Annotated in this window: 14 protein-coding genes; 5 read left to right on the top strand and 9 right to left on the bottom strand. The window is 67.9% G+C overall.

The features are described 5' to 3' along the window. Positions 1-14: 14 nt before the first annotated feature. From narH to OX89_RS08285, 7 genes are all read right to left on the bottom strand, one after another. Complete coding sequence (narH, locus tag OX89_RS08255; protein ID WP_047350264.1) at positions 15-1,538, bottom strand: nitrate reductase subunit beta; 1,524 nt, start codon at positions 1,536-1,538, stop codon at positions 15-17. Positions 1,539-1,557: 19 nt separating this feature from the next. Continuing rightward, entirely contained in the window at positions 1,558-5,358 is a 3,801-nt protein-coding gene (locus OX89_RS08260; protein ID WP_047350265.1) for a nitrate reductase subunit alpha, read from the bottom strand. Positions 5,359-5,394: 36 nt separating this feature from the next. Then, positions 5,395-6,843 (bottom strand): NarK family nitrate/nitrite MFS transporter, encoded by a 1,449-nt coding sequence (locus OX89_RS08265; RefSeq protein WP_047350266.1) that lies wholly within the window; start codon positions 6,841-6,843, stop codon positions 5,395-5,397. A 46-nt stretch (positions 6,844-6,889) separates the two neighbouring features. Further along, complete coding sequence (locus OX89_RS08270; RefSeq protein WP_047350267.1) at positions 6,890-8,161, bottom strand: nitrate/nitrite transporter; 1,272 nt, start codon at positions 8,159-8,161, stop codon at positions 6,890-6,892. 228 nt (positions 8,162-8,389) lie between these two features. Beyond that, positions 8,390-9,064 (bottom strand): response regulator, encoded by a 675-nt coding sequence (locus OX89_RS08275; RefSeq protein ID WP_013721289.1) that lies wholly within the window; start codon positions 9,062-9,064, stop codon positions 8,390-8,392. Next, positions 9,061-10,977, bottom strand: a complete 1,917-nt coding sequence (locus OX89_RS08280) for a type IV pili methyl-accepting chemotaxis transducer N-terminal domain-containing protein (RefSeq protein WP_047350268.1) — start codon at positions 10,975-10,977, stop codon at positions 9,061-9,063. The genes OX89_RS08275 and OX89_RS08280 overlap by 4 nt, the downstream gene beginning before the upstream one ends. Positions 10,978-11,147: 170 nt before the next feature. Then, a complete protein-coding gene (locus tag OX89_RS08285) occupies positions 11,148-13,589 on the bottom strand; it encodes an adenosylcobalamin-dependent ribonucleoside-diphosphate reductase (protein ID WP_047350269.1) in 2,442 nt (813 codons plus the stop codon). A 277-nt stretch (positions 13,590-13,866) separates the two neighbouring features. Between OX89_RS08285 and OX89_RS08290 the strand changes: the two genes are divergently transcribed. Continuing rightward, positions 13,867-14,721 (top strand): ChaN family lipoprotein, encoded by an 855-nt coding sequence (locus tag OX89_RS08290; RefSeq protein WP_047350292.1) that lies wholly within the window; start codon positions 13,867-13,869, stop codon positions 14,719-14,721. A 27-nt stretch (positions 14,722-14,748) separates the two neighbouring features. On the opposite strand, the gene OX89_RS08295 is transcribed toward OX89_RS08290, so the two are convergent. Then, entirely contained in the window at positions 14,749-16,929 is a 2,181-nt protein-coding gene (locus OX89_RS08295; RefSeq protein WP_369799267.1) for a putative bifunctional diguanylate cyclase/phosphodiesterase, read from the bottom strand. Between the two features lie 190 nt (positions 16,930-17,119). On the opposite strand from OX89_RS08295, the gene purU reads away from it, so the two are divergent. The 4 genes from purU to OX89_RS08315 all read left to right on the top strand — a co-directional run bounded on the left by purU (position 17,120) and on the right by OX89_RS08315 (position 21,121). Then, positions 17,120-17,968, top strand: coding sequence for a formyltetrahydrofolate deformylase (gene purU / locus OX89_RS08300; protein ID WP_011803889.1), 849 nt, complete (start codon positions 17,120-17,122; stop codon positions 17,966-17,968). Between the two features lie 24 nt (positions 17,969-17,992). Beyond that, complete coding sequence (locus tag OX89_RS08305) at positions 17,993-18,913, top strand: LysR substrate-binding domain-containing protein (RefSeq protein ID WP_012655462.1); 921 nt, start codon at positions 17,993-17,995, stop codon at positions 18,911-18,913. A 175-nt stretch (positions 18,914-19,088) separates the two neighbouring features. After that, on the top strand, positions 19,089-20,573 hold the full coding sequence (locus OX89_RS08310) for an FAD-linked oxidase C-terminal domain-containing protein (protein WP_234305534.1): 1,485 nt from the start codon (positions 19,089-19,091) through the stop codon (positions 20,571-20,573). A 92-nt stretch (positions 20,574-20,665) separates the two neighbouring features. After that, complete coding sequence (locus OX89_RS08315) at positions 20,666-21,121, top strand: hypothetical protein (RefSeq protein ID WP_047350271.1); 456 nt, start codon at positions 20,666-20,668, stop codon at positions 21,119-21,121. Positions 21,122-21,180: 59 nt separating this feature from the next. Here the strand turns inward: OX89_RS08315 and OX89_RS08320 are convergent, their stop codons facing one another. Next, a complete protein-coding gene (locus OX89_RS08320) occupies positions 21,181-22,527 on the bottom strand; it encodes a DUF445 domain-containing protein (RefSeq protein ID WP_170163335.1) in 1,347 nt (448 codons plus the stop codon). Between the last annotated feature and the right edge of the window lie 39 nt (positions 22,528-22,566).

Below are 22,566 nucleotides of genomic sequence, written 5' to 3' on the forward strand. Positions count from 1 at the left end.
TTCTTCCTTTCGCCTCAGACCGTGGCCTTGATGGGGATGGTGCGTCGCTTCTTGCCACCGAACATGCTCACGTCCGTGGAGCCGTCGGAGCAGCCGTTGCCGAACGAGAAGCCGCAGCCGCCGCGCAGGTCGAATGCGTTCTCGGCGTACTCGCGGTGCGCCGAGGGGATGACGAAGCGGTCTTCGTAATTGGCGATCGCCATGACCTGGTACATGTCTTCCACTTCATGCACCGTGAGCCCCACCTGCTGCAGCACGGCCAGGTTCTGCTGACGGTCCACATGCTTGTCGCGCTGGTAGGTGCGCATGGCCAGCATGCGCTCCAGCGCCCGCACCACGGGCCCGGTGTCACCGGCGGTGAGCAGGTTGGCCAGGTACTGCACAGGAATGCGCAGCTGCGACACGTCGGGAATCTCGCCATTCACGCCCACGTGGCCGGCGTTGGCCGCGGCCGTGATGGGCGACAGCGGCGGCACGTACCAGACCATGGGCAGCGTGCGGTACTCGGGGTGCAGGGGCAGTGCCACCTTCCAGTCAACGGCCATCTTATAGACGGGGCTGTTGCGGGCGGCGTCCATCCAGGCATCGGGGATGCCGTCGATGCGCGCCTGCTTGATGACGTCGGGGTCGTGCGGGTCAAGGAAGATGTCGAGCTGCGCCTGGTACAGGTCGCGGTCGCGCTCCACGCTGGCGGCTTCCTCGATGCGGTCGGCGTCGTACAGCAGCACGCCCAGGTAGCGGATGCGGCCCACGCAGGTCTCGGAGCACACCGTGGGCTGGCCCGCCTCGATGCGCGGGTAGCAGAAGATGCACTTCTCGGCCTTGCCGGTCTGCCAGTTGTAGTAGATCTTCTTGTAGGGGCAGCCCGAGACACACATGCGCCAGCCGCGGCACTTGTCCTGGTCGATGAGGACGATGCCGTCTTCCTCGCGCTTGTAGATCGAGCCCGAGGGGCATGACGCCACGCACGTCGGGTTCAGGCAGTGCTCGCACAGGCGCGGCAGGTACATCATGAAGGTGTTCTCGAACTGGCCGTACATGTCCTTCTGAACCTGCTCGAAGTTCACGTCGGCGCTGCGCTTGGGGAACTCGCCGCCCAGGTCATCCTCCCAGTTCGGGCCCCATTCGATCTTTTCCATGCGCTGGCCGGTGATCAGGCTGCGCGGGCGCGCCGTGGGCGCGGCCTTCATCTCGGGCGCCGACTGCAGGTGGTCGTAGTCGAAGGTGAAGGGCTCGTAGTAGTCGTCGATCTGCGGCAGGTTAGGGTTGGCGAAGATGCGCATGAGCAGCTTCCATTTGCCGCCCTGGCGGGGGGCGATGGAGCCGTCCGGGTTGCGCACCCAGCCGCCGTTCCACTTGTCCTGGTTCTCCCATTCCTTGGGGTAGCCGATGCCGGGTTTGGTCTCGACGTTGTTGAACCAGGCGTATTCCATGCCGGGGCGGCTGGTCCAGACGTTCTTGCAGGTGACGGAACAGGTGTGGCAACCGATGCACTTGTCCAGGTTCAGCACCATGCCGATTTGTGCGCGAATTTTCATCGTGTTTTCTCCTTGTCGCTCAGGCGTGGGCGGCGCTGGTGGATGCCTCGTCGTCCATCCAGTCGACGCGGCGCATCTTGCGCACCAGCACGAACACGTCGCGGTTGGTGCCGACGGTCCCGTAATAGTTGAAGCCGTAGCTGTACTGCGCGTAACCGCCGATCATGTGCGTGGGCTTGAGCACGATGCGCGTGACGGAGTTGTGGATGCCGCCGCGCGTACCGGTGATCTCCGAGCCGGGGGTGTTGATGATCTTTTCCTGCGCGTGGTACATGAGCACCATGCCCGGGTTGACACGCTGGCTGACCACGGCACGGGCGGCAATGGCGCCGTTGGCGTTGAACAGCTCCACCCAGTCGTTGTCCACGATGCCGCCGCGCTTGGCGTCGTCCTCGCTGAGCCAGATCAGCGAGCCGCCGCGGCTGAGCGTGAGCATGTGCGGGGTGTCGCTGTACGTGCTGTGGATGCCCCACTTCTGGTGCGCCGTGATGTAGTTCAGCGCGATCTCGGGATTGCCGTTGGGCTTCTTGCCCTCGACCTCGTGCAGTGCCTTCAGGTGCACGGGCGGGCGGTAGCTCACGAAGCCCTCGCCAAAGTCGCGCATCCAGGGGTGGTCCTGGTAGAACTGCTGGCGACCCGTGAGGGTGCGCCATGGAATCAGCTCGTGCACGTTGGTGTAGCCGGCGTTGTAGCTGACCTTCTCGCTCTCCAGCCCGCTCCAGGTGGGCGAGGAGATGATCTTGCGCGGCTGCGCCTGGATGTCGCGGAAACGGATTTTCTCGTCTTCGCGGTGCAGCGCCAGGTGCGCGTGTTCACGGCCGGTCTGCTTGCTAAGCGCATCCCAGGCCTTCACCGCCACATGGCCGTTGGTCTCGGGCGCCAGCATCATCACGGTCTCGGCCGCGTCGATGTCGCTCAGGATGCGCGGACGGCCCTGTGTCGCGCCTTCCTCGCGCACGCGGCCATTGAGATCGCCCAGCTGCTCCACCTCCGTCTGCGTGTTCCAGGCAATGCCCTTGCCGCCGTTGCCCAGCTTGTCCATCAGCGGGCCCAGGGCCGTGAAACGCTTGTAGGTGTTGGGGTAGTCGCGCTCGACCACCGTCACCTGCGGAGCGGTCACGCCGGGGATCAGGTCGCACTCGCCGCGCTTCCAGTCCTTCACGCCGTAGGGCTGTGCCAGCTCGGCCGGGGTGTCGTGCATGATCGGCGTGAGTACGACTTCCTTTTCCACGCCCAGGTGGCCCACGCAGACTTCGCTGAAGGCCTTGGCAAAGCCCTTGTAGGTCTCCCAGTCGCTACGGGCCTGCCAGGCCGGGTCGACGGCTGCCGACAGCGGGTGGATGAAGGGGTGCATGTCGCTGGTGTTGAGGTCGTTCTTCTCGTACCACGTCGACGTGGGCAGCACGATGTCCGAATACAGGCAAGTCGTGCTCATGCGGAAGTCCAGCGTGACCAGCAGGTCCAGCTTGCCTTCGGGCGCCTGGGCGCGCCAGCGCACCTCCTCGGGCTTGGCCTCGTCCTTGCCCAGGTCCTTGCCCTGCACGCCGTGCGTGGTGCCCAGCAGGTGCTTGAGGAAATATTCGTGCCCCTTGCCCGCCGAGCCCAGGATGTTGGAGCGCCACACGAACATGTTGCGCGGCCAGTTCATCGGGTTGTCGGGGTCCTCGCAGCTCAGCGTGAGCGAGCCGTTCTTGAGCGACTGCACCACGTAGTCCTTGGCGTCCATCCCCTTGGCGGCGGCATCCCGCACCACTTGCAGCGGGTTGGTCTGCAGCTGCGGCGCGCTGGGCAGCCAGCCCATGCGCTCGGCGCGCACGTTGAAATCGATCATCGATCCCTGGTAGGCCTTGGCATCCGCCAGGGGCGAGAGCACTTCCTCCACGCCCAGTTTTTCGTAACGCCACTGGTCGGTGTGGGCGTAGAAGAAGCTGGTGGAGTTCTGCTGGCGCGGCGGGCGGATCCAGTCCAGCGCGAAGGTCAGCGCGGTCCAGCCCGTCTGCGGGCGCAGCTTTTCCTGGCCCACGTAGTGCGACCAGCCGCCGCCGCTCTGGCCGATACAGCCGCACAGCATCAGCATGTTGATGATGCCGCGGTAGTTCATGTCGGTGTGGTACCAGTGGTTCATGCCCCCGCCGATGATCACCATGGACTTGCCGTGGGTCTTGTCGGCGTTGTCGGCAAACTGGCGCGCGATGGCGATCACCTGGTCGCGCGGCACGCCGGTGATCTTTTCCTGCCACGCGGGCGTGTAGGGTGCGTTGGCGTCGTAGCCTCCGTCCTTCTCCTCGCCCTGCAGGCCGCGCAGGATGCCGTAGTTGGCCACCTGCAGGTCGAACACCGTGGCCACGGCCACGCGGCCCTGCACGCCCTCGCCCTGCAGGTCGAGGTGGGTGATGGGCACGCGGCGCACGATCACGTCGCCGCCCTGGTCGTTGGCCTCGAAGTTGGGGGTCTCGATGCCGCCGAAGTACGGGAAGGCGACATCGGTCACCTGGTGCTCTTGCGCACCGTCTTCCAGCACCGACAGCTTGAGCTGCACGTCGTTGCCCGTGCGCGCCTCCTTGGACTCCAGGTTCCACAGGCCCTGGTCGTCACGGCCGTCCTTGCCCCAGCGGAAGCCGATGGAGCCATTGGGCAGCGCCACCTTGCCGTCGGTACCGTAGGCCACGGTCTTCCAGTCGGGGTGGTTGGTCTGGCCCAGCTTGTCGCCGAAGTCGCTGGCGCGCACATAGCGGTCGGGGACCATCACCGTGCGGCCATCCGGCAGCGTCTTCTCCTTGAGCACCACCAGCAGCGGCAGGTCGGTGTAGCGGCGCGCGTAGTCGTCGAAGTACGCCGAGCGCCCCTTGCCGCCATCCTTGAAGTAGAACTCCTTGAGGATCACGTGGCCCATGGCCATGGCCACGGCGGCATCGGTGCCCTGCTTGGGGTGCAGCCACAGGTCGGCCAGCTTGGCCACCTCGGAGTAATCGGGCGTCACGGCCACGACCTTGGCGCCCTTGTAACGCACTTCGGTGAAGAAGTGGGCATCGGGCGTGCGCGTCTGCGGCACGTTGGAACCCCAGGCGATGATGAACGAGCTGTTGTACCAGTCGGCGCTCTCGGGCACGTCGGTCTGCTCGCCCCAGACCTGCGGGCTAGACGGAGGCAGGTCGGCATACCAGTCGTAAAAGCTCGTCATCACGCCGCCGATCAGGCTCAGGTAGCGGCTGCCCGCGGCGTACGAGATCATCGACATGGCCGGGATCACCGAGAAGCCGATGATGCGGTCCGGCCCGTGCTTCTTGATGGTGTAGACGTTCGCCGCAGCGATCATCTGGTTGACCTCGTCCCAGGTGCTGCGCACGAAGCCGCCCAGGCCGCGCTGCTTCTGCCATTCGCGGCGCGCGCTGTCGTTCTCGACGATGGCGGCCCAAGCGTCCACGGGGCTCTTGGCGATGGCCAGTGCGGCACGCCAGTGCTTGAGCAGGCGGCCGCGCACCATCGGGTATTTCACACGGTTGGCGCTGTACAGGTACCAGCTGTAGCTGGCACCGCGCGCGCAGCCACGGGGCTCGTGGTTGGGCATGTCGGGGCGGGTGCGTGGGTAGTCGGTCTGCTGGGTTTCCCAGGTGACGATGCCGCCCTTGACGTAGATCTTCCACGAGCAGCTGCCCGTGCAGTTCACGCCGTGCGTGCTGCGCACGATCTTGTCGTGCGCCCAGCGGTCGCGGTAGGCGTCTTCCCAGGTACGGTCTTCGCCGTTGGTCTGGCCGTGGCCGTTAGAAAACTCCTCGCGTGGCTGCGAGAAGTACGAGAGACGGTCGAGAAAATGACTCATCGTGGGGCTCCTTGGAAATCTGGGTAGTGGCGTGGCTCAGCAAGGCATCTCTGCATGCTTGCGAGAGTAGTACCACCAAGTGATGATGATGCAGAGAACATAGAAAACGGCAAACATCCACAGCGCGAACTCGGGACCGCCCGTCGCGGCGATGGAGCTGCCATAGCTCTTGGGAATGAAAAAGCCCCCGTAGGCGCCCAGTGCTCCGGCAAAGCCCAGGGCGGCCGCGCCTTCGGTGTTGCCTTCCTTGATGGCCTGGGCGCGCGATGCTTCGTCATCGGTGCGCAACTCGCGCAGCTTCTGGGTCAGAAATATCACGGGGATCATGCGGAAGGTGGAGCCGTTGCCGATGCCGGTGGTGAAGAAGAGCACCAGGAACATCAGGAAAAAGCCCGTGAAGCTGCCTTCAGCCGGGCCAAAGGGCAGCGCAAAACTGCCCGAGCCCTTGGGCAGGAAAAACAGAACACCCACCACGGCCAGCGCCATGACGAGGAAGTTCCAGACCGTGACCCGGGCACCGCCCACCTTGTCGGCCAGCCAGCCACCGAGCGGACGCACCACGGCGCCCACCAGCGGACCCAGCCAGGCGTAGGCCAGGGGGTTGACTTCAGGGAAGAGCGCCTTGATCAGCAGCGGAAAGCCTGCGGCAAAACCGATGAACGAACCGAAGGTGCCCAGGTACAGCACGCACATGATCCAGTTGTGCTTGCGCTTGAAGATGGCCGCCTGCGCGGCGAAGCTGGCACGCGCATCGGCAATGTCGTTCATGCCGAACCACGCCGCCACCGCGGCCAGTGCGATCCAGGGCACCCAGATGAAGGCGGCGTTCTGCGCCCACACCATCTGCTCCTGGCCATTCTTCACGATGGTCTGGGGCTCCCCGCCAAAGATACCGAAGATGCCTGCCGTAATGACCAGCGGGCTCAGGAACTGCACCACCGACACCCCCAGGTTGCCCAGGCCGGCGTTCACACCCAGCGCGGAACCCTTGCGCTCCTTCGGGAAGAAGAAGCTGATGTTGGCCATGCTGGAGCTGAAGTTGCCGCCGCCCAGGCCGCACAGCAGCGCCAACAAAAGCATGGTGGGGTAGCTGGTGGTGTTGTCCTGCACCGCATAGCCGATGCCGATGGCGGGGATCAGCAGCGACGCGGTGGACAGCACCGTCCAGCGCCGCCCTCCCACGAGGGGCACCATGAACGAGTAGAAGATGCGCAGCGTCGCCCCCGACAGGGCCGGTGCGGCGGCGAGCCAGAAGAGCTGGTTGGTCGAGTACTTGAAGCCCAGGGCCGGTAGGTTCACCGCCACGACGCTCCACAGTTGCCAGATCGCAAAGGCCAGGAACAGCGCCGGCACCGAGATCCACAGGTTGAGCTTGGCGATGGCCTCGCCTTCGCGTTCCCAGAAGGCCTTGTCCTCCGGGGTCCAGACGGTCAGCACCCGGCCCGGACGCGAGGCCCGCGGCGCGTTGCCGGAAGTGGTGTTCATGCGATTCTCCAAGTCGGGCCGCTCAGGCCCTCGCAGGGGTGGTGCCCTAGGCCCCGTGCGGGCCCATGAGCTCGGTGCGGCGCACCTCGGTGAAATACATCCAGATGAGGGACACCCAGACCACGCCATAGAGCAGCATGAAGGCACTGGAACGGATGCCGGTGAAGTCGAGCAGGGCGCCGAACATGATGGGCAGGATGAAGCCGCCCAGGCCGCCGGCCAGCCCCACGATGCCAGAGATGGCGCCGATGTTCTTGGGGTAGTCGTCGCTGATGTACTTGAAGACGCTGGCCTTGCCGAAGGCCCAGGCGATGCCCAGGATGAACATCAGCGCGGTGAACATGTATACGTTCAAGCCGACGTGCAGGGTGATGGGTCCGTTGACGGTCTGGATGGTGAAGTCGGTCTGCGGGTAGGACAGCAGGAACAGGCAGATCCAGCTCACCCACATCACCCACCAGGTCACGGAGTGCGCCCCGAACTTGTCGGACAGCACGCCGCCGATGGCGCGCAGCACGCCGCCCGGCAGCGAGAAGCAGGCTGCCAGCAGCGCCGCCACACGGATGTCAAGGCCGTACTCACCGACGTAGTACTGCACCATCCACAGGGAAAGCGCCACATAGCCACCGAACACGATGCTGTAGTACTGGCAGTACTTGAGCACCTTGGGGTCCTTCAGTGCCTTGAGCTGCTCGCCAAAGGACACGTTGCTGGGTACCAGGTGTGCCGGGTCGCTGTGGCTGAACAGCCAGAACAGCACCAGCGTACCGAGCATGATGGCGGCATACACATGCGGCACGGCCGCCCACCCGAAGGCCACCAGGATCACGGGCGCCACGAACTTGTTCACGGCCGCGCCCGAGTTGCCCGCGCCATACACGCCCATGGCCATGCCCTGGCGGTGCTTGGGGAACCACCGGGCCACGTAGGGCGTACCGACCGAGAATGCGCCGCCGGCCAAACCGACGAACAGGCCGATCACGAGGAAATGCCAGTATTCGGTGGCGTAGCCCATCATCCAGATGGCGGGAACGGTGGCGGCCATGAGCAACGCCATCACGATGCGGCCGCCGTAGCGGTCGGTCCAGATACCCAGCGGCACGCGCACCAGCGAGCCCGTGAGCACGGGCATGGCCGTGAGCAGGCCGAACTGGGTGGAGCTCAGGTTCAGCATCTTCTTGATCGGGATCCCGATGACGCCGAACATCATCCAGACCATGAAGCAGACGGTGAAGGCCAGGGTGCTCACGATGAGCACCGACCAGGCCTGGCGGTTGCGGCGGGAGTCTTGTGCCGCAGGGTGCGACGCGGATGCCATGCAATAGTCCTCTCTTGGTGTGTGCATGGATGTTCGCGCAGCTGCTAGGGTTTTCCCATACTTCGGTGGAAGGCTCGGGCCGCTGCAAAAGAACGATGGCCCGCGCCCGCGTCCTACTCCGAAAGAACTATGCCCTTCTCGTGGGGTTTAAGGAAAAACGGGCCCCACCGCTTGTACATCAAGCGCCGGCAGCTATCAAAACAGAAGAACAGGAGCCCGATGCGCGAGCTATTCGGCGCGTTGCCGGTCCGAGGCGTAGACCGCCGCCTGCACGCGCGAGGTCAGGCCCAGCTTGCGCAGGATGTGCTGCACGTGGATCTTCACCGTGGTCTCGGCGATAGAAAGCTGGCGCGCGATTTCCTTGTTGCTCGCGCCCCGGGCGATCTCGCGCAGCACCTCCTGCTCGCGCGGCGACAGCTGCGGGGCCGGGTCTTCCTGGGGCATGGGCCCGGGGTCGGGCTCGGGCGCGCCCTGGGACTGGAAGGCCGCCACCAGCTTGCCCATCATCTCGGGGCTGACCACGGGCTCGCCGCGCGCGGCGCGGCGTATGGCCTGGGCCAGCAGATCGCCGTCGATGGTCTTGAGCAGATAGCCCTGGGCGCCGTGGCGCAGCGCCGCGCCCAGGTCCTCGCCGTCCTCGCTCACGGTGAGCATGATCACGCGGCTGCCCTGCGAGGCCTCGCGCAGCCCGGCGATGGCATCCACGCCGCGCACGCCGGGCAGGTGGTTGTCCAGCAGGATCACGTCGGGCCGCAGCTGCGGCAGCAGGCGCAGGGCCTCGGCGGCGTCGCCCGCCTCGCCCACCACGCACAGGTCGCCGTACTGCGACAGCAGGGCCACCAGCCCGCGGCGCAGCAGCGTGTGGTCGTCGATCAGGAACAGCGTGATGGGGGTGGCGGTCATGCGGCAGCGATGAATGGGGTGGTGATGGCGTCCGGCAGGCGCTCGTCCACGCCGGCCGCGGGCAGTTCCAAAGTCACGCAGGTGCCGCCGCCGCCCGCGCGGGATTCGAGCCGCAGGCTGGCGCCGATGCGCTGGGCACGCTCGCGCATGATGCCCAGGCCCACGTGCAGCGAATCGGGCGGGACGGCCTGGGGGTCGAAGCCGCTGCCGTCGTCCTGCACCTCGAAGCGCCAGGGGTGGCGCTGCACGCGCAGCTGCACGTGGCGCGCGCCGGCGTGCTTGCGCACGTTCGACAGCGCTTCCTGCACGATGTGCAGCACCTGGATCTGCACGTCGGGCGCCAGCGGCAGGCCCTGGCCCGACATGGACAGCGCCGTGGCCACGCCCGTCTGGTGCTCGAACTTGGAGAGCGTGGCGCGCAGCGCCTCCTCGATGTCCTCGTCCTGGGTGCGCGTGCGAAAGTGCACCAGCAGCTCGCGCACGTCGGCATAGCACTCGCGCACGCCCACGTCGAGCTCGGCCATGCTGCGGTCGCGGGCCTCGGTGTTGCCCTTGGCCACGGCGTCGCGCAGCAGCTGGGTCTGGATCTTGAGAAAGGCCAGCGACTGGGCGATCGAGTCGTGCAGCTCGCGCGCGATCAGGCTGCGCTCCTCGGCCACGGCGGCCTCGCGTTCGAGCGCCGTGGCGCGCAGCCCTTCCATGGAGCTCGCCAGATGCCGCGCCATGGTGGACAGCAGCTCGCGCATGTCCTCGGACAGGTCCAGCGTGGTGCGGAAGAACAGCGTCACCTCGCCCAGCAGCCGCTGGTGCAGCTGCACGGGGATGCTGACCACGGTCTCGTAGCCGGCCTCGCGGCAGTGCGGCAGCTGCAGCCTTCCCGCCGGGACGATGGGGATCACGCGCATGCGCGCCCGTTCCTGCGCCTGGCCGCATTCGCAGGTGCCGGTGTTCAGGCAGTGCTCCTCCTCAGCCAGGGACTTGGGCAGGCCGTCGGCGGCCAGCAGCACGTAGCGCTGGTTGGCCTCGTCCGACCAGCGCAGCGCGGCGGCATCGCAGCCGGCCACGCTGCGGATCTGCTGCACGAAGCCCTGGGCCAGGGCCTCCAGGCTGCCGGCCTCGCCCGCCAGCGCGCTCACGGCGTAGAGCGCGGACAGGCGCTGGTTGCGCACCTCGATGGTGGCGGTCTTCTCGCGCACCTTGCGCTCCAGGCCCTCGTGCGAGGCCTGCAGCGCATGCGCCATGAGGTTGAAGCCGGCCGCCAGCTGGCCGAACTCGTCCTCCGTCTCCACCTCCAGGCGCGTGCCCAGGTCGCCCTGGCGCACGCGGCCAAGCGCCTGCTGCAGCCGCGTCACGGGATTGAGCACCAGCAGATAGCTCAGCGCCATGAAGGCCACGGCCGAACCTATGGCCAGGGCCACGAGAAACAGGTGGAACAGGTGCAGCACCGCGGTCCAGCGCATGATGCGCACCTCGATGGCCTGCACGAAGCCGTCGATCTCGCTCACGAAGGCGTCGCCGCGCGCCACGGCGGCGGCGCCGCTCTCCTGCGGCAGGGACATCTTCCATTCCTGCTGCAGCAAAAGCCATTGCGAGCGGATGTGCTCGTACTGCGTGCGGGTCTCGTCGTTCCAGGGCACGAACAGGGGGCGCGCGGGGTCCCCGGTGCGCAGCAGCTCCAGCCCGTCGTTGAAGCGCTGCTTCAGCCGCGCGAATTCCTGGGGCGATTCGTTCTGCTGCGCCAGGATCATGCGCAGCATGTTCATGCGCAGGCGGCCCGCCTCGTTCACCGCAGCGGCGCCCCCCTCCAACTTCCAGGTCACCCACAGCGTGAAGCCGATGGATGCCAGCGCCACCAGCAGGAACACCGTGCCCATGGCCAGCAGCTTGGTGGACAGCGTGGACTTGTTGCGCATGGCGGCAGTGTAGGCACGCGCTTTTGAAATGTCTTGATGGAAGTCAAGTTTGCTCAAGCCTACGGCCGCGGCATATAAGCGAAAACATGCTTCCGCGCGCTCCCATCAAGCGCAAACAGCTATCATACTGATAGTAAACGCCCTGGTGTTGCCAGGGCATTCCGGTCTGCTCAGCCGCAGCTGCCCAGGGCGCCGCACTGGGTGCAGTAGTCGCAGCCATCCTTGCGGATCACGGCGTGGGCACCGCACTCATTGCACTTCTTGCCGGCCATGGCCGGGGGCATGCCGGTCGCGGGCGCTGCGGCGGGCTCGTCCAGCGGCAGCACCTGCTGCTGCGGCATGGCACGCTGGGCCAGGATGTTCTGCACGGCATACGCGATGGCGGCCACCTCGGAGTCGTGCCACAGCGGCACATGGGTGCCGTCGGCCTTCTGGTGCGTGCCCAGGCGCACGGGGCCGCGGTCCCAGGCCACCTTGCGCATGTCGGACAGCGCGCGCTCCAGGAAGCCGCCGCGCGCGGCCAGCGACAGCAGGCGCATGCTGGAGGTGATCCACTGCTGCGATTCGCCGCTCTGCCCCACGGGCATGAAGAACTCGATGGCGCGGTCCACCGTGCCGCCGCGCCCGTCAGGCACAGGCAGGAAGGAGACGATCAGGTACAGCGTCTTGTGGCCTTCCTGCGTCCAGTACTCCAGCTTCTCCGCCACGGCCGACAGGCCGCCCGTGGGACGGCTCTCGATCATGGTGCGCATGGGGTCCACCACCACCGGGGCGGGCGCGGCCTCGGGTGCGGCGGCGGGGGCCGGCGCTGCGGCGGGCGTGACTTCCAGCACGGCGCCCAGGATGCTGTTGGGCCGGTAGGTGGCCAGGCCCTTCAGGCCCGAGTGCCAGGCCTGCATGTACAGGCCCTTGAAATCGGCGTAGGGGTAGTCCTCGGGCACGTTCACGGTCTTGGAGATCGCCGTGTCCACGAAGGGCTGCACGGCCTCCATCATGGCCACGTGGTCGGCGGCCGCCATGTCCATGGCGCTCACGAAGTACGCTGGCAGATGGTTCACGTCGCCGCCCAGCGTCTTGTACAGACGCCAGGCGTAGTCCTCCACCACGTACTCGCTCTTGCTGCCGTCGGCCTCGCGCTTCCTGCGCGTGTAGCTCCAGGAGAACGGCGGCTCGATGCCGTTGGAGGCGTTGTCGGCGAAAGCCAGGCTCACCGTGCCGGTGGGCGCGATGGACAGCAGGTGGCTGTTGCGAATGCCGTGCTTGCGGATGGCCTTCTGGATGTCCGCGGGCAGGCGGCTGGCGAAGGTGCCCTTGGCCAGGTAGCCATCGGCGTCGAACTTGGGGAATGCGCCCTTTTCCTTGGCCAGTTCCACCGACGCGCGGTAGGCCGCGTTGCGCATGCGCTCGGCGATCTGTACCGCCATGTCGCGCCCTTCCTGGCGGTCGTAGCGCTTGCACAGCATGGCGAGAGTGTTGCCCATGCCCGTGAAGCCCACGCCGATGCGGCGCTTGGCGGCCGACTCGGCCTGTTGCTGCGGCAGGGGCCAGAAGGTCACGTCCAGCACATTGTCCAGCGCGCGCACCTGGGTGGCCACGGCCTGCTCGAAGGCATCGAAGTCGAACGACGCCTCGCCATGCAGCCCGAACGGGTTGCGCACGAAGCGTGTGAGGATGATCGGGCCCAGGTCGCAGCAGCCGTAGGGCGGCAGCGGCTGCTCGCCACAGGGGTTGGTGGCCTGGATGGTCTCGGTGTAGCGCAGGTTGTTGTCGGTGTTGATCTGGTCCAGGAACAGGATGCCGGGCTCAGCGAAGTCGTAAGCCGACTTCATGATCGTGTCCCACAATTCGCGCGCGCGCACCGTGCGGTACACCCACTGGCCGTCGGCACGCTGGTGTGCGCCCTGGGCCTGCAGCTCCGCACCGGGCGCGGCGCCATGCACCAGCTCCCAATCACGGTCCTGCTCCACCGCCTCCATGAAGGCATCGGGCACGCCCACGGACACATTGAAATTGTTCCAGCGGCCCGGCGTACGCTTGGCGGTGATGAAGTCCAGCACGTCCGGGTGGTCGATGCGCAGCACGCCCATCTGCGCGCCGCGGCGCGCGCCCGCGCTCTCCACGGTGGAGCAGGACTGATCGAAAACATTGATGTAGCTGCAGGGGCCCGAGGCCATGGAGGCCGTGCCCTTCACCAGCGCGCCGCGTGGGCGGATGCGCGAGAAGTCATAGCCCACGCCGCCACCGCGGCGCATGGTCTCGGCGGCCTCGCGCAGGGCCTCGTAGATGCCGGGGTAGCCCGCATCGTCCACGCCCTGGATGCAGTCGCCCACGGGCTGCACGAAGCAGTTGATGAGGGTGGCCTGGATGTCGGTGCCGGCGGCGCTCATGATGCGCCCCGCCCCGATGGCGCCGGCACGCAGGTTGTCCAGGAAGCGCGCCTCCAGGGCCTGGCGCATGTCCTCGCGCTCGACCGAGGCCAACGCCCGCGCCACGCGGCGGAACAGATCCTCGACATCGCTCTCGCCGTCTTTGAAGTATTTCTCCTTCAGCACATCCATGCTGATGGGTTGTGTAGACAGGGCGGGGGCAAGGTCGGTGATTTCACGCTGCATGGAAGGGGCTCCGAAAGGGATTCTGACGGGCACGCCGCGGGCAGCCGCGGCGGCAATCCTAGATTTTTACACTGCTCGGGAGCCCGCGCCGCGAACCTGCGTCAAGACCCTGCGGGGGGCACCACACAAAGGCGCCCCTGTTGTCCGCCGCGCTCTCCGTTTCCTGTAGCACGCCAGCCGCCTGGGAAGCGGCCCCGCGCAATTACGCACCCGCATGATCGGCATGCAAGTCGCATTTACGCCCGGTTGCAAGGCAACCACGCCCTACCATTGGCCCATGATTTTCTCGCCGCTGGTTCGTCTCTTGCTCACCGCTTTGGCACTGGTCTGGATCGCAGGCTGCACGACACCCCCCGAGCAGCCACAGCCCACCTCTGGGGCCGAAACGGCCTGGGATTCCCAACTGGAGCGCTGGCCGCCCGTGGACGCCCTGCTGCTGGGCGAGCAGCATGACGCCGCCGCCCACCAGCAGTGGCAGCGGCACACGGTCCAGTGGCTCGCCGCGCGCCAGCGCCTTGCGGCCCTGGTGTTGGAGATGGCGCCCGAAGGCGCGGGCACCGACGGCCTACCGCCGGACGCGGACGCTGCCCAGGTGCGCGCCGCGCTGCAATGGGATGAACAGGCCTGGCCCTGGGACCGCTATGCGCCGGTGGTGATGGCTGCCGTGGCCGCGGGCGTGCCGGTGCGCGGCGGTAACCTGCCGCGCAGCCAGATGCCGCAAGCCATGCGCGACACCGCGCTGGACACGCACTTGCCTCCCGCCGCGCTGGCGCGCCAGCGCACCGCGATCGAGGAGGGCCACTGCGGCCTGGTGCCGGCGCAGCGGCTGATGCCCATGGTGCGCATCCAGTTGGCGCGGGACGCCCGCATGGCGCGCGCCGTGCAGGCCGCCCACCGCCCCGGCCGCACGGTATTGCTGGTGGCGGGCTTCGGCCACGTGCAGCGCAGCCTGGGCGTGCCCACGTGGCTGCCGAGTGATTTCACGTCAAAAGTGGCAATAGCCCAAGCGGGACAAGCGCGACCAGCTATTGAAAGTGAAGCGGATTACATCCACCGCACGCCGGCGCTGACGCCCCACGACCCGTGTGCGGAGCTGCGCGAGCGCTGGCCCGGCCCGCCGCCCGCGCCGTAGCGGACGCCGGCCCCAGCCCGCGCTCGCTCAGCCCGCCATGCCGTTGTGCGCCTGCAGCAGCCGGGCGAACTCCTCCGCCGGCAGGGGGCGGCTGCACAGGTAGCCCTGGTAGGCGTCGCAGCCGCGCTCGCGCAGGAACGCCAGCTGCTGCGGCGTCTCCACCCCCTCGGCCAGCACCGACAGCCCCAGGCTGTGCCCCATGGCAACGATGGCGGCGCTGATGGCCATGTCGTCGGCGCTGCGGGGAATGTCGCGGATGAAGCCCTGGTCGATCTTGAGCACGTCGATGGGAAAGCGCTTGAGGTGCGCCAGGGACGAATAGCCGGTGCCGAAGTCGTCCACCGCCATGCGCACGCCCAGCTGCTGCAGCCGCTGCAGCACGGCGCGGATCTCGTCGGGCCGCTCGGCCAGCACCGACTCGGTCAGTTCCAGCTCCAGGCAGCGGGCCGGGAAGCCGCTGGCCTTGAGCGCCTCGGCGGCGCAGGCGGCCACGTCGGTCAACTGGAACTGGCGCGGCGAGAGGTTGATGGCCAGGCGGATCTCCGGCAGGCCGTCGGCGCGCCAGCGTTGGCCCTGCTCGCAGGCGGCGCGCATCACCCACTGGCCCAGCGGGCCGATCACGCCCGAGGTCTCGGCCACGGGGATGAAGCGCGCGGGCGAGATCATGCCCTCCTGCGGGTCCAGCCAGCGCACCAGCGCCTCGGCCCCCATGATCCGGCCGGTGGCGATGCATACCTGCGGCTGGTAGTACAGCCGCAGGTGCCCCTGCGCCAGGGCCACGCGCAGCCGCGCCTCGATCTCCAGGCGCTCGCGCGCGGCCTGGATCAGCGATTCGTCAAAGAAGCAATACGCGCCGCGCCCGCGGGCCTTGGCGCCGTACACCGAGGAATGCGCGCCCTGCAGCAGCGCCTCGGTGGTCCGCGCATGCGCGGGGAACATGCAGATGCCCACGCTCACGCCCACCACCACCTCGATGCCATCGGGCGTGCACCAGGGCGTGCTGGCCGCGGCGATCAGGTGCCGCGCCACGGCTGCCGCGCCGTCCGCATGGCGCAGGTGGCGGGCCAGCACGGCGATCTCGTCGCCGGCCAGCCGCCCCAGCAGATCGCCCGGGCGCAGGTTCTGCTCGACCTGGCGGGTGATGTGCCTGAGCACCTCGTCGCCCACGGCGTGGCCGTAGCTGTCGTTCACGTCCTTGAAGCGGTCCAGGTTCAGGAGCAGCAGGGCCATCTGCTCGCCGCTGTCCTGTGCCTGGCGCACGGCGCTGTCGAGCTGCTCGCCAAACCAGGCGCGGTTGGGCAGGCCGGTCAGCGGGTCGCAGTGCGCCAGAAACTCCAGGCGCTGGTGCTGGGCCTTTTCCTCGGAGATGTCGGTGAACATGCACACGTAGTGCGTCACCGCGCCGTCCGCGCCGCGCACGGCCGAGAGCGACATGCGCTCCGGGAACACCTCGCCGTTCTTGCGCCGGTTCCAGATCTCCCCCTGCCAGTGGCCCGTCTGGCGCATGGTGTCCCACATGGCCTCGTAGAACGCCGGACCGTGCCGCCCCGACTTGAACACGCGCGGGTTCTGGCCCAGCAACTCTTCCTCGGTATAGCCCATGAGCCGCGTGACGGCCGGGTTGACCGAGAGGATGCGGCCGTCGGCATCGGTGACCACCACGCCTTCGATGGTGTTGTCCACCACCGTGGCCGCCAAGCGCCAGCGCTGTTCGCTGAGCGCCTGCGCGTCGCGCGCGGCATGCACTTCGCGCAGGGACTGCAGTACGCACACCAGGTGGTCGGGCTCGCTCTCCAGGGCCAGCACATGGCTCACGGTGCACAGCACGGGCAGCTGCGATCCATCGCGCTGGTTGCGGCACCAGCGCTCGCCCTGGTAATGGTCGATCTCGCCGGCGCGCAGCCGCTGCAGTTGCCGCTGCGCCCAATCGCTGTCGTGCGGGCGCACCAGCGTTCGGAAGTCGACCTGCGGCAGCGGCTCGTGCGGCGCCACGCCCAGCCATTCACGCAGGCGTTCATTGGCCCACACCAGGCGGCCGTCCATGCTCAGCCGCGCCATGCCGGCGGGCGCGTGGCGCAGCACCTGCTCCACCCGGCGCGCCAGGGTGCGCCGGCTCCCGCCCCGGCGCCAGCGCAGCAGGAGCCAGCCCAGCAGAGCACCCGCCAGCACGGCGTCCAGCCCGCTCTTGTACTGCAGCAGGGACTGCAGCGCCTGCGGCTCCAGGGGCAGGTACTGCAAGGCGGCCGCCCGCCCAGGCCCAGGCCGCACCCATGGCACCAACGGCCAGCGCCAACATCCAGCGGCCCTGCAGGGGCCTCCACGAGGGCCTGCGGCCCGCGCCTTTACTCAGCAATCCACACTCCTGAAGGGGCCTCGCGTGCTGCGACAATCGCAGCATATGACCCATTCCTACATCCTGACACTGTCCTGCCCCGACCGGCTCGGGCTGGTGCACGCCGTCTCCGGCTTCCTGCTGGACCACGGCGGCAACATCGAGGAAGCCGCTCAGTACAACGACCAGGGCACCGGCCTTTTCTTCATGCGCGTGCAATTCGCATGCGAGTCCACCGACGAAGCCACCCTCAAGGCCGAACTGGCCACCTTTGCCGAAGAGCACAGCATGCGCTGGAGCCTGCATGCCACCAGCGCGGCCATGAAGACCGTGCTGATGGTCAGCAAGGAAGGCCACTGCCTCAACGACCTGCTGTTTCGCTACAAGAGCGGTTTGCTGCCCATCGACATCCGCGCCATCATCAGCAACCACCGCGACTTCTACCAACTCGCGGCCAGCTACAACATCCCTTTCCACCACATCCCCGTCACCGCCGCCACCAAGGCGCAGGCCGAGGCCAAGCAGTACGAGATCATCCAGGCCGAGGGGGCCGAACTGGTGGTGCTGGCGCGCTACATGCAAGTGCTGTCCAACGACCTGTGCACCAAGCTGTCGGGCCGCGCGATCAACATCCACCACAGTTTCCTGCCCAGCTTCAAGGGTGCCAAGCCCTATTACCAGGCGCATGACCGCGGCGTGAAGCTGATTGGCGCTACCGCCCACTACGTGACGGCCGACCTCGACGAGGGGCCGATTATCGAACAAGATGTTACAAGAGCGGATCACACGGATACCGTGGAAGATCTCACCGCCCGCGGGCGGGACACCGAAAGCCAGGTGTTGGCGCGCGCCGTGAAGTGGCACAGCGAGCACCGCGTGCTGCTCAACGGCCACAAGACCGTCGTCTTCCGCTGAACCCGCCTTGCCCCACACGCCGCCATGGCCACGCAATCCCTTTCCATCGCGGCCAAGGCGGCCCTGGACGCCGCCAGCCTGCGGCGCATCCCGCCCATCCAGTGCCTGCTGACCTTCGAGGCGCTGGCGCGCCTGCGCAGCGTGACGCAGACGGCCGATGAGCTGTGCGTCACCCCCAGCGCCGTAAGCCACCGCGTCAAGCAGCTGGAGCAGATCCTGGGCACGCGGCTGTTCGGGCGGGCCGACTTTTCCCTGACCACCGACGGCAGCGCCTATCTGGCCCATGTGCGCGAGGGGCTCACCGCGCTGCAGCGCTTCCCAGGCACGGCAGTGGCGCCGGGCAAGCGCCGGCTGAAGATCGCGGTCACTCCCACCTTCGCGCGCGCCTTGCTCATCCCGCGGCTGCGCCAGTTCACCGAGACCTACCCCGAGATCGACCTGGCCCTGCAGGTCTCCATCCCGCTGCTGGACGTGGTGGCGGAGGACGCGGACCTCGTCGTGCGCTACGGCCCCGGCCACTACGCCGACATGGAGCATGTGGAGATCGCACGGGACGTGCTCACGCCCCTGGCCTCGCCCGGCTTCGTGCGCGAGCATGGCCCCTTCGAGCGCCCCGAGGACCTGGAAGGCCTGCCCCTGCTGCGCAGCCCGCTGGAGCCCTGGCGCAGCTGGTTCGCAGCCGTGGGCCTGGCCTGGGCCGAACCCAACGAAGGCTCGCAATTCAACGACGTGGGCCTGATGTGCGACGCCGCCGCGGCGGGCATGGGCGTGGCCCCGGTACGGCTCAAGCTCGCCGCGCCCTGGCTGGACCAGGGCACACTGGTACGCCTGTTCGACACCGACGCCCCCAGCCCCTACGCGCACTACCTGTGCTGGCGCACCGGCACCATGGACCGCTGGGAATGCGCGGCCTTCGCGGACTGGCTGCGCCGCACGCTGGGGTAACCCCGCAAGCGGCGCGGCCGTGCGCAAGCCAATTTCCATAAGCCAAATCAGGCTCTAGCGCTTATCCATCAAGCGCCAGTAGCTATTAATAACGCAGCAATTGGCGCAACACGGCTCACGCCCGCCTGCAAGAAAACTCACGCCGCGCGCGCACGCCATGGCCTACAGTCACGCCATGCCCAGCCCCACATCCACCGAACGCGCCCAGCGCCAGGCCGAGGTCGTGCAGGCCCTGTCGGCCTGCGTGCCACAGCATGCGCTGCTCTGGCAGCCCGAGGACACCACGCCTTACGAATGCGACGGCCTCACGGCCTACCGCCAGCGCCCGCTGGTCGTGTGCCTGCCCGAGACGGAAGGCGAAGTGCAGGCCGTGCTGAAGACCTGCCACCGCCTGGGCGTGCCCGTGGTGGCGCGCGGCGCGGGCACGGGCCTGTCGGGCGGCGCCATGCCGCATGCCATGGGCGTGACGCTGTCGCTGGCCAAGTTCAACCGCATCCTGGACCTGGACCCGGTCGCCCGCACGGCGCGCGTGCAGTGCGGCGTGCGCAACCTGGCCATCAGCGAGGCCGCCGCGCCCTACAACCTGTATTACGCCCCTGACCCCAGCAGCCAGATCGCCTGCACCATCGGCGGCAACGTGGCCGAGAACTCCGGCGGCGTGCACTGCCTGAAGTACGGCCTGACGGTGCACAACGTGCTGCGCGTGCGCGGCTACACCATGGAGGGCGAGCCCATCACCTTCGGAGCCGAGGCGCTGGACGCGCCCGGCTACGACCTGCTGGCCGCCGTGATCGGCAGCGAGGGCATGCTGGCCGTGGCATTGGAGGTCACCGTCAAGCTGGTGCCCAAGCCGCAGTTGGCGCGCTGCATCATGGCCAGCTTTGACGACGTGCGCAAAGCCGGTGACGCCGTGGCCGCGGTGATCGCCGCCGGCATCATCCCCGCCGGGCTGGAGATGATGGACAAGCCCATGACCGCCGCCGTGGAGGACTTCGTCAAGGCCGGCTACGACCTGACGGCCGAGGCCATCCTGCTGTGCGAGTCCGACGGCACGCCCGAGGAAGTGGAGGAAGAGATCGCGCGCATGAGCGAGGTGCTGCGCGGCTCGGGCGCCACGGCCATCTCGGTCAGCACCAGCGAGGAAGAGCGCATGCGCTTTTGGAGCGGGCGCAAGAACGCCTTCCCCGCCAGCGGCCGCATCAGTCCCGACTACATGTGCATGGACTCCACCATCCCGCGCAAGCGCCTGGCGGACATCCTGCTCGCCATCCAGGAGATGGAGAAGAAATACCAGCTGCGCTGCTGCAACGTATTCCACGCGGGCGACGGCAACCTGCACCCGCTGATCCTGTTCGATGCCAACGACCCCGACCAGCTGCACCGCTGCGAGCTGTTCGGCGCCGACATTCTGGAAACCAGCGTGGCCATGGGCGGCACCGTGACGGGCGAGCACGGCGTGGGGGTGGAAAAGCTCAACTCCATGTGCGCGCAGTTCACCGTGGAGGAGAACGCGCAGATGTTCGCGCTCAAGGAGGCGTTCGACCCGCAGGGCCTGCTCAACCCCGGCAAGGTGATCCCGACGCTGAACCGCTGCGCCGAGTACGGCAAGATGCTGGTGCGCAACGGCAAGATGAGCCACGCCAACCTGCCGCGCTTCTGACGGCCACCACGTGCGCTCGCGCCCTGGGCTGACAGCGCGGCGCGCAACCAGGTGCCAGCATGGCGCTTTTACCCCTGACAAGGAGGTGCGCCATGCCCGTGTTGTCCCCGTTCCCGTTTCGACTTCCGCGCCGTCTGGCGCCGCTGGGTCTGTGTGCCCTGCTGGCCAGCGGCGCCAGCGCCGTGCAGGCGCAGGCCGACAGCGCGCCCCGCCCGGCCGTGCTGCCGCCCGTGCAGACGGCCGGCGCGCTGCACTACCAGTGCGGCGGCATCGGCACGGACGAATCCACCGCCATGCGCGCAGCCATGAAGGACTACCCCCTGTCGCTGCTGTTCGCGCGTGCCGATGGCGCCTACGAGGCCAACGTCGACGTGCGCATCACCCCGCAAGGCGGGGGCGACGCGATGCAACTGCGCGCCGGCGGCCCCGTGTGCCTGCTGCAACTGCCTGCGGGCAGCTACCGTGTGGAGGTACAGGGCGCCGGCCAGAACCACAGCCGCACCGTGCAGGTGGGCCGGACGCCGCAAACGCTGGATTTTCGGTTCTAAGCAAAATCGGGGCTTAGCGCTTATCCAGTAAGCGCTAGCAGCTACTAATTAGATAGCACTCACGGCCCGGCCACCGCCGCCCACAACGCGCCCGCGTGCGAGACGGCGAACAGCAGCAGCCCGATGCAGCCGCCCACCACGGTGCCGTTGATGCGGATGTACTGCAGGTCGCTGCCGATGTGCAGTTCCACCAGCCGCGCCATCTCCTGCGCGTCCCAGCGCTGCACCGTGGCGCGGATGTGTTCGGCCACCGACTGCGCCACATCGGGCGCAAAGGTGGCGGCCCACAGTTCCAGGCGCACGTTCAGGCGCACGCGCAGCGCCGCATCACCCGCGAGCGACAGCCCCAGCCACTGCCCCATGTCGGCCACGCGCGCGGACAATGCCGAGTCTTCGTTCATCAGATCGTCGCGCAGCTTCTGGCGCAGGTCGCTCCACAGATCGCGCACATAGCGGCCCAGCACCTCGTCGTTCTGCAGGTAGCCGCGCACCTCGTCGCCGCGGCGCGCCCAATCGGGGTCGGTCTGCAGGCGGGCGATGAGGCGCTGCACGGCGCCGTCCAGCGCCTCGCGCAGCTCGTGCTGCGGGTCCTCGGCCACCGCCTTGAGCAGGGTGTCCACGGCGTGCGTGATGGCCGAGGCGCCCTTGCCCGAGAGCCAATCGGTAGGCAGCACCTTCTGCTTGAGCGGATGCTCACGCTTGATCCACTGCAGCAGCGTGTCGGCCACGAAGGCGCGCGTGTCCTCGGATCGCACCATGCCGCCCAGGCGCTCCAGCAGGTCGTCCAGCAGCGCCTGGTGCCGGCCCTGGTAGGTGAGCGCGCCCAGCGCCGACGCCATGGAGCGCGACAGGTCGATCTTGCCCACCAGCGTGCGCGCGGCCTGGCTCAGGAAGGCCTGGATCTTCGCGTCCTCCACCGTGTCCAGCGCGGTCAGCGCCAGCCTGGCCACCTGCCTGCCCAGCAGGCGCGCGTTGGCCGGTGCCGTGAGCCACTGCGCCAGCATGTTGGCCGGATCGTGGCGGCGGATCATGGTCACGAGCGAAGGCGCGTCCAGGAATTTGTCGCGTACGAACACCGCCAGGTTGCCGCCGATGCGGTCCTTGTTGCGCGCAATGATGTCGGTGTGGCGCTGCACCAGCGGCAGCGGGATGCGCCGAAACAGCGCCGACACCGCAAACCAGTCGGCCAGGGCGCCCACCATGGCGGCCTCCGCCACGGCGCGCACGCAGGCCACGCCCAGACTGGGTGGAAAGAAATAGGTCAGCGCAAAGACGACGACCACTGCCAGCAGCAGGCCGGTGGCCTGGCGCTTGGCCCGGGACAGCTGGGAGGCGCGGCCCGCGAGCGCGGCCGGCTCGGCCGAAGCCGCGGCCTGCGCACCAGGCTCCAGGGGGGAAGCATGCATGCGGGAAAGCATAGCCGCGCACCGCGGCCCACGCCACCC

It is taken from the genome of Diaphorobacter sp. J5-51, from assembly GCF_001023515.1.
Lineage (GTDB): Bacteria > Pseudomonadota > Gammaproteobacteria > Burkholderiales > Burkholderiaceae_C > Diaphorobacter > Diaphorobacter nitroreducens.

Coding starts and splice junctions, on each gene's coding strand:
- narH (WP_047350264.1), bottom strand. CDS start 1,538: ATGAAAATTCGCGCACAAATCGGCATGGTGCTGAACCTGGACAAGTGC.
- OX89_RS08260 (WP_047350265.1), bottom strand. CDS start 5,358: ATGAGTCATTTTCTCGACCGTCTCTCGTACTTCTCGCAGCCACGCGAG.
- OX89_RS08265 (WP_047350266.1), bottom strand. CDS start 6,843: ATGAACACCACTTCCGGCAACGCGCCGCGGGCCTCGCGTCCGGGCCGG.
- OX89_RS08270 (WP_047350267.1), bottom strand. CDS start 8,161: ATGGCATCCGCGTCGCACCCTGCGGCACAAGACTCCCGCCGCAACCGC.
- OX89_RS08275 (WP_013721289.1), bottom strand. CDS start 9,064: ATGACCGCCACCCCCATCACGCTGTTCCTGATCGACGACCACACGCTG.
- OX89_RS08280 (WP_047350268.1), bottom strand. CDS start 10,977: ATGCGCAACAAGTCCACGCTGTCCACCAAGCTGCTGGCCATGGGCACG.
- OX89_RS08285 (WP_047350269.1), bottom strand. CDS start 13,589: ATGCAGCGTGAAATCACCGACCTTGCCCCCGCCCTGTCTACACAACCC.
- OX89_RS08290 (WP_047350292.1), top strand. CDS start 13,867: ATGATTTTCTCGCCGCTGGTTCGTCTCTTGCTCACCGCTTTGGCACTG.
- purU (WP_011803889.1), top strand. CDS start 17,120: ATGACCCATTCCTACATCCTGACACTGTCCTGCCCCGACCGGCTCGGG.
- OX89_RS08305 (WP_012655462.1), top strand. CDS start 17,993: ATGGCCACGCAATCCCTTTCCATCGCGGCCAAGGCGGCCCTGGACGCC.
- OX89_RS08310 (WP_234305534.1), top strand. CDS start 19,089: ATGCCCAGCCCCACATCCACCGAACGCGCCCAGCGCCAGGCCGAGGTC.
- OX89_RS08315 (WP_047350271.1), top strand. CDS start 20,666: ATGCCCGTGTTGTCCCCGTTCCCGTTTCGACTTCCGCGCCGTCTGGCG.
- OX89_RS08320 (WP_170163335.1), bottom strand. CDS start 22,527: ATGCATGCTTCCCCCCTGGAGCCTGGTGCGCAGGCCGCGGCTTCGGCC.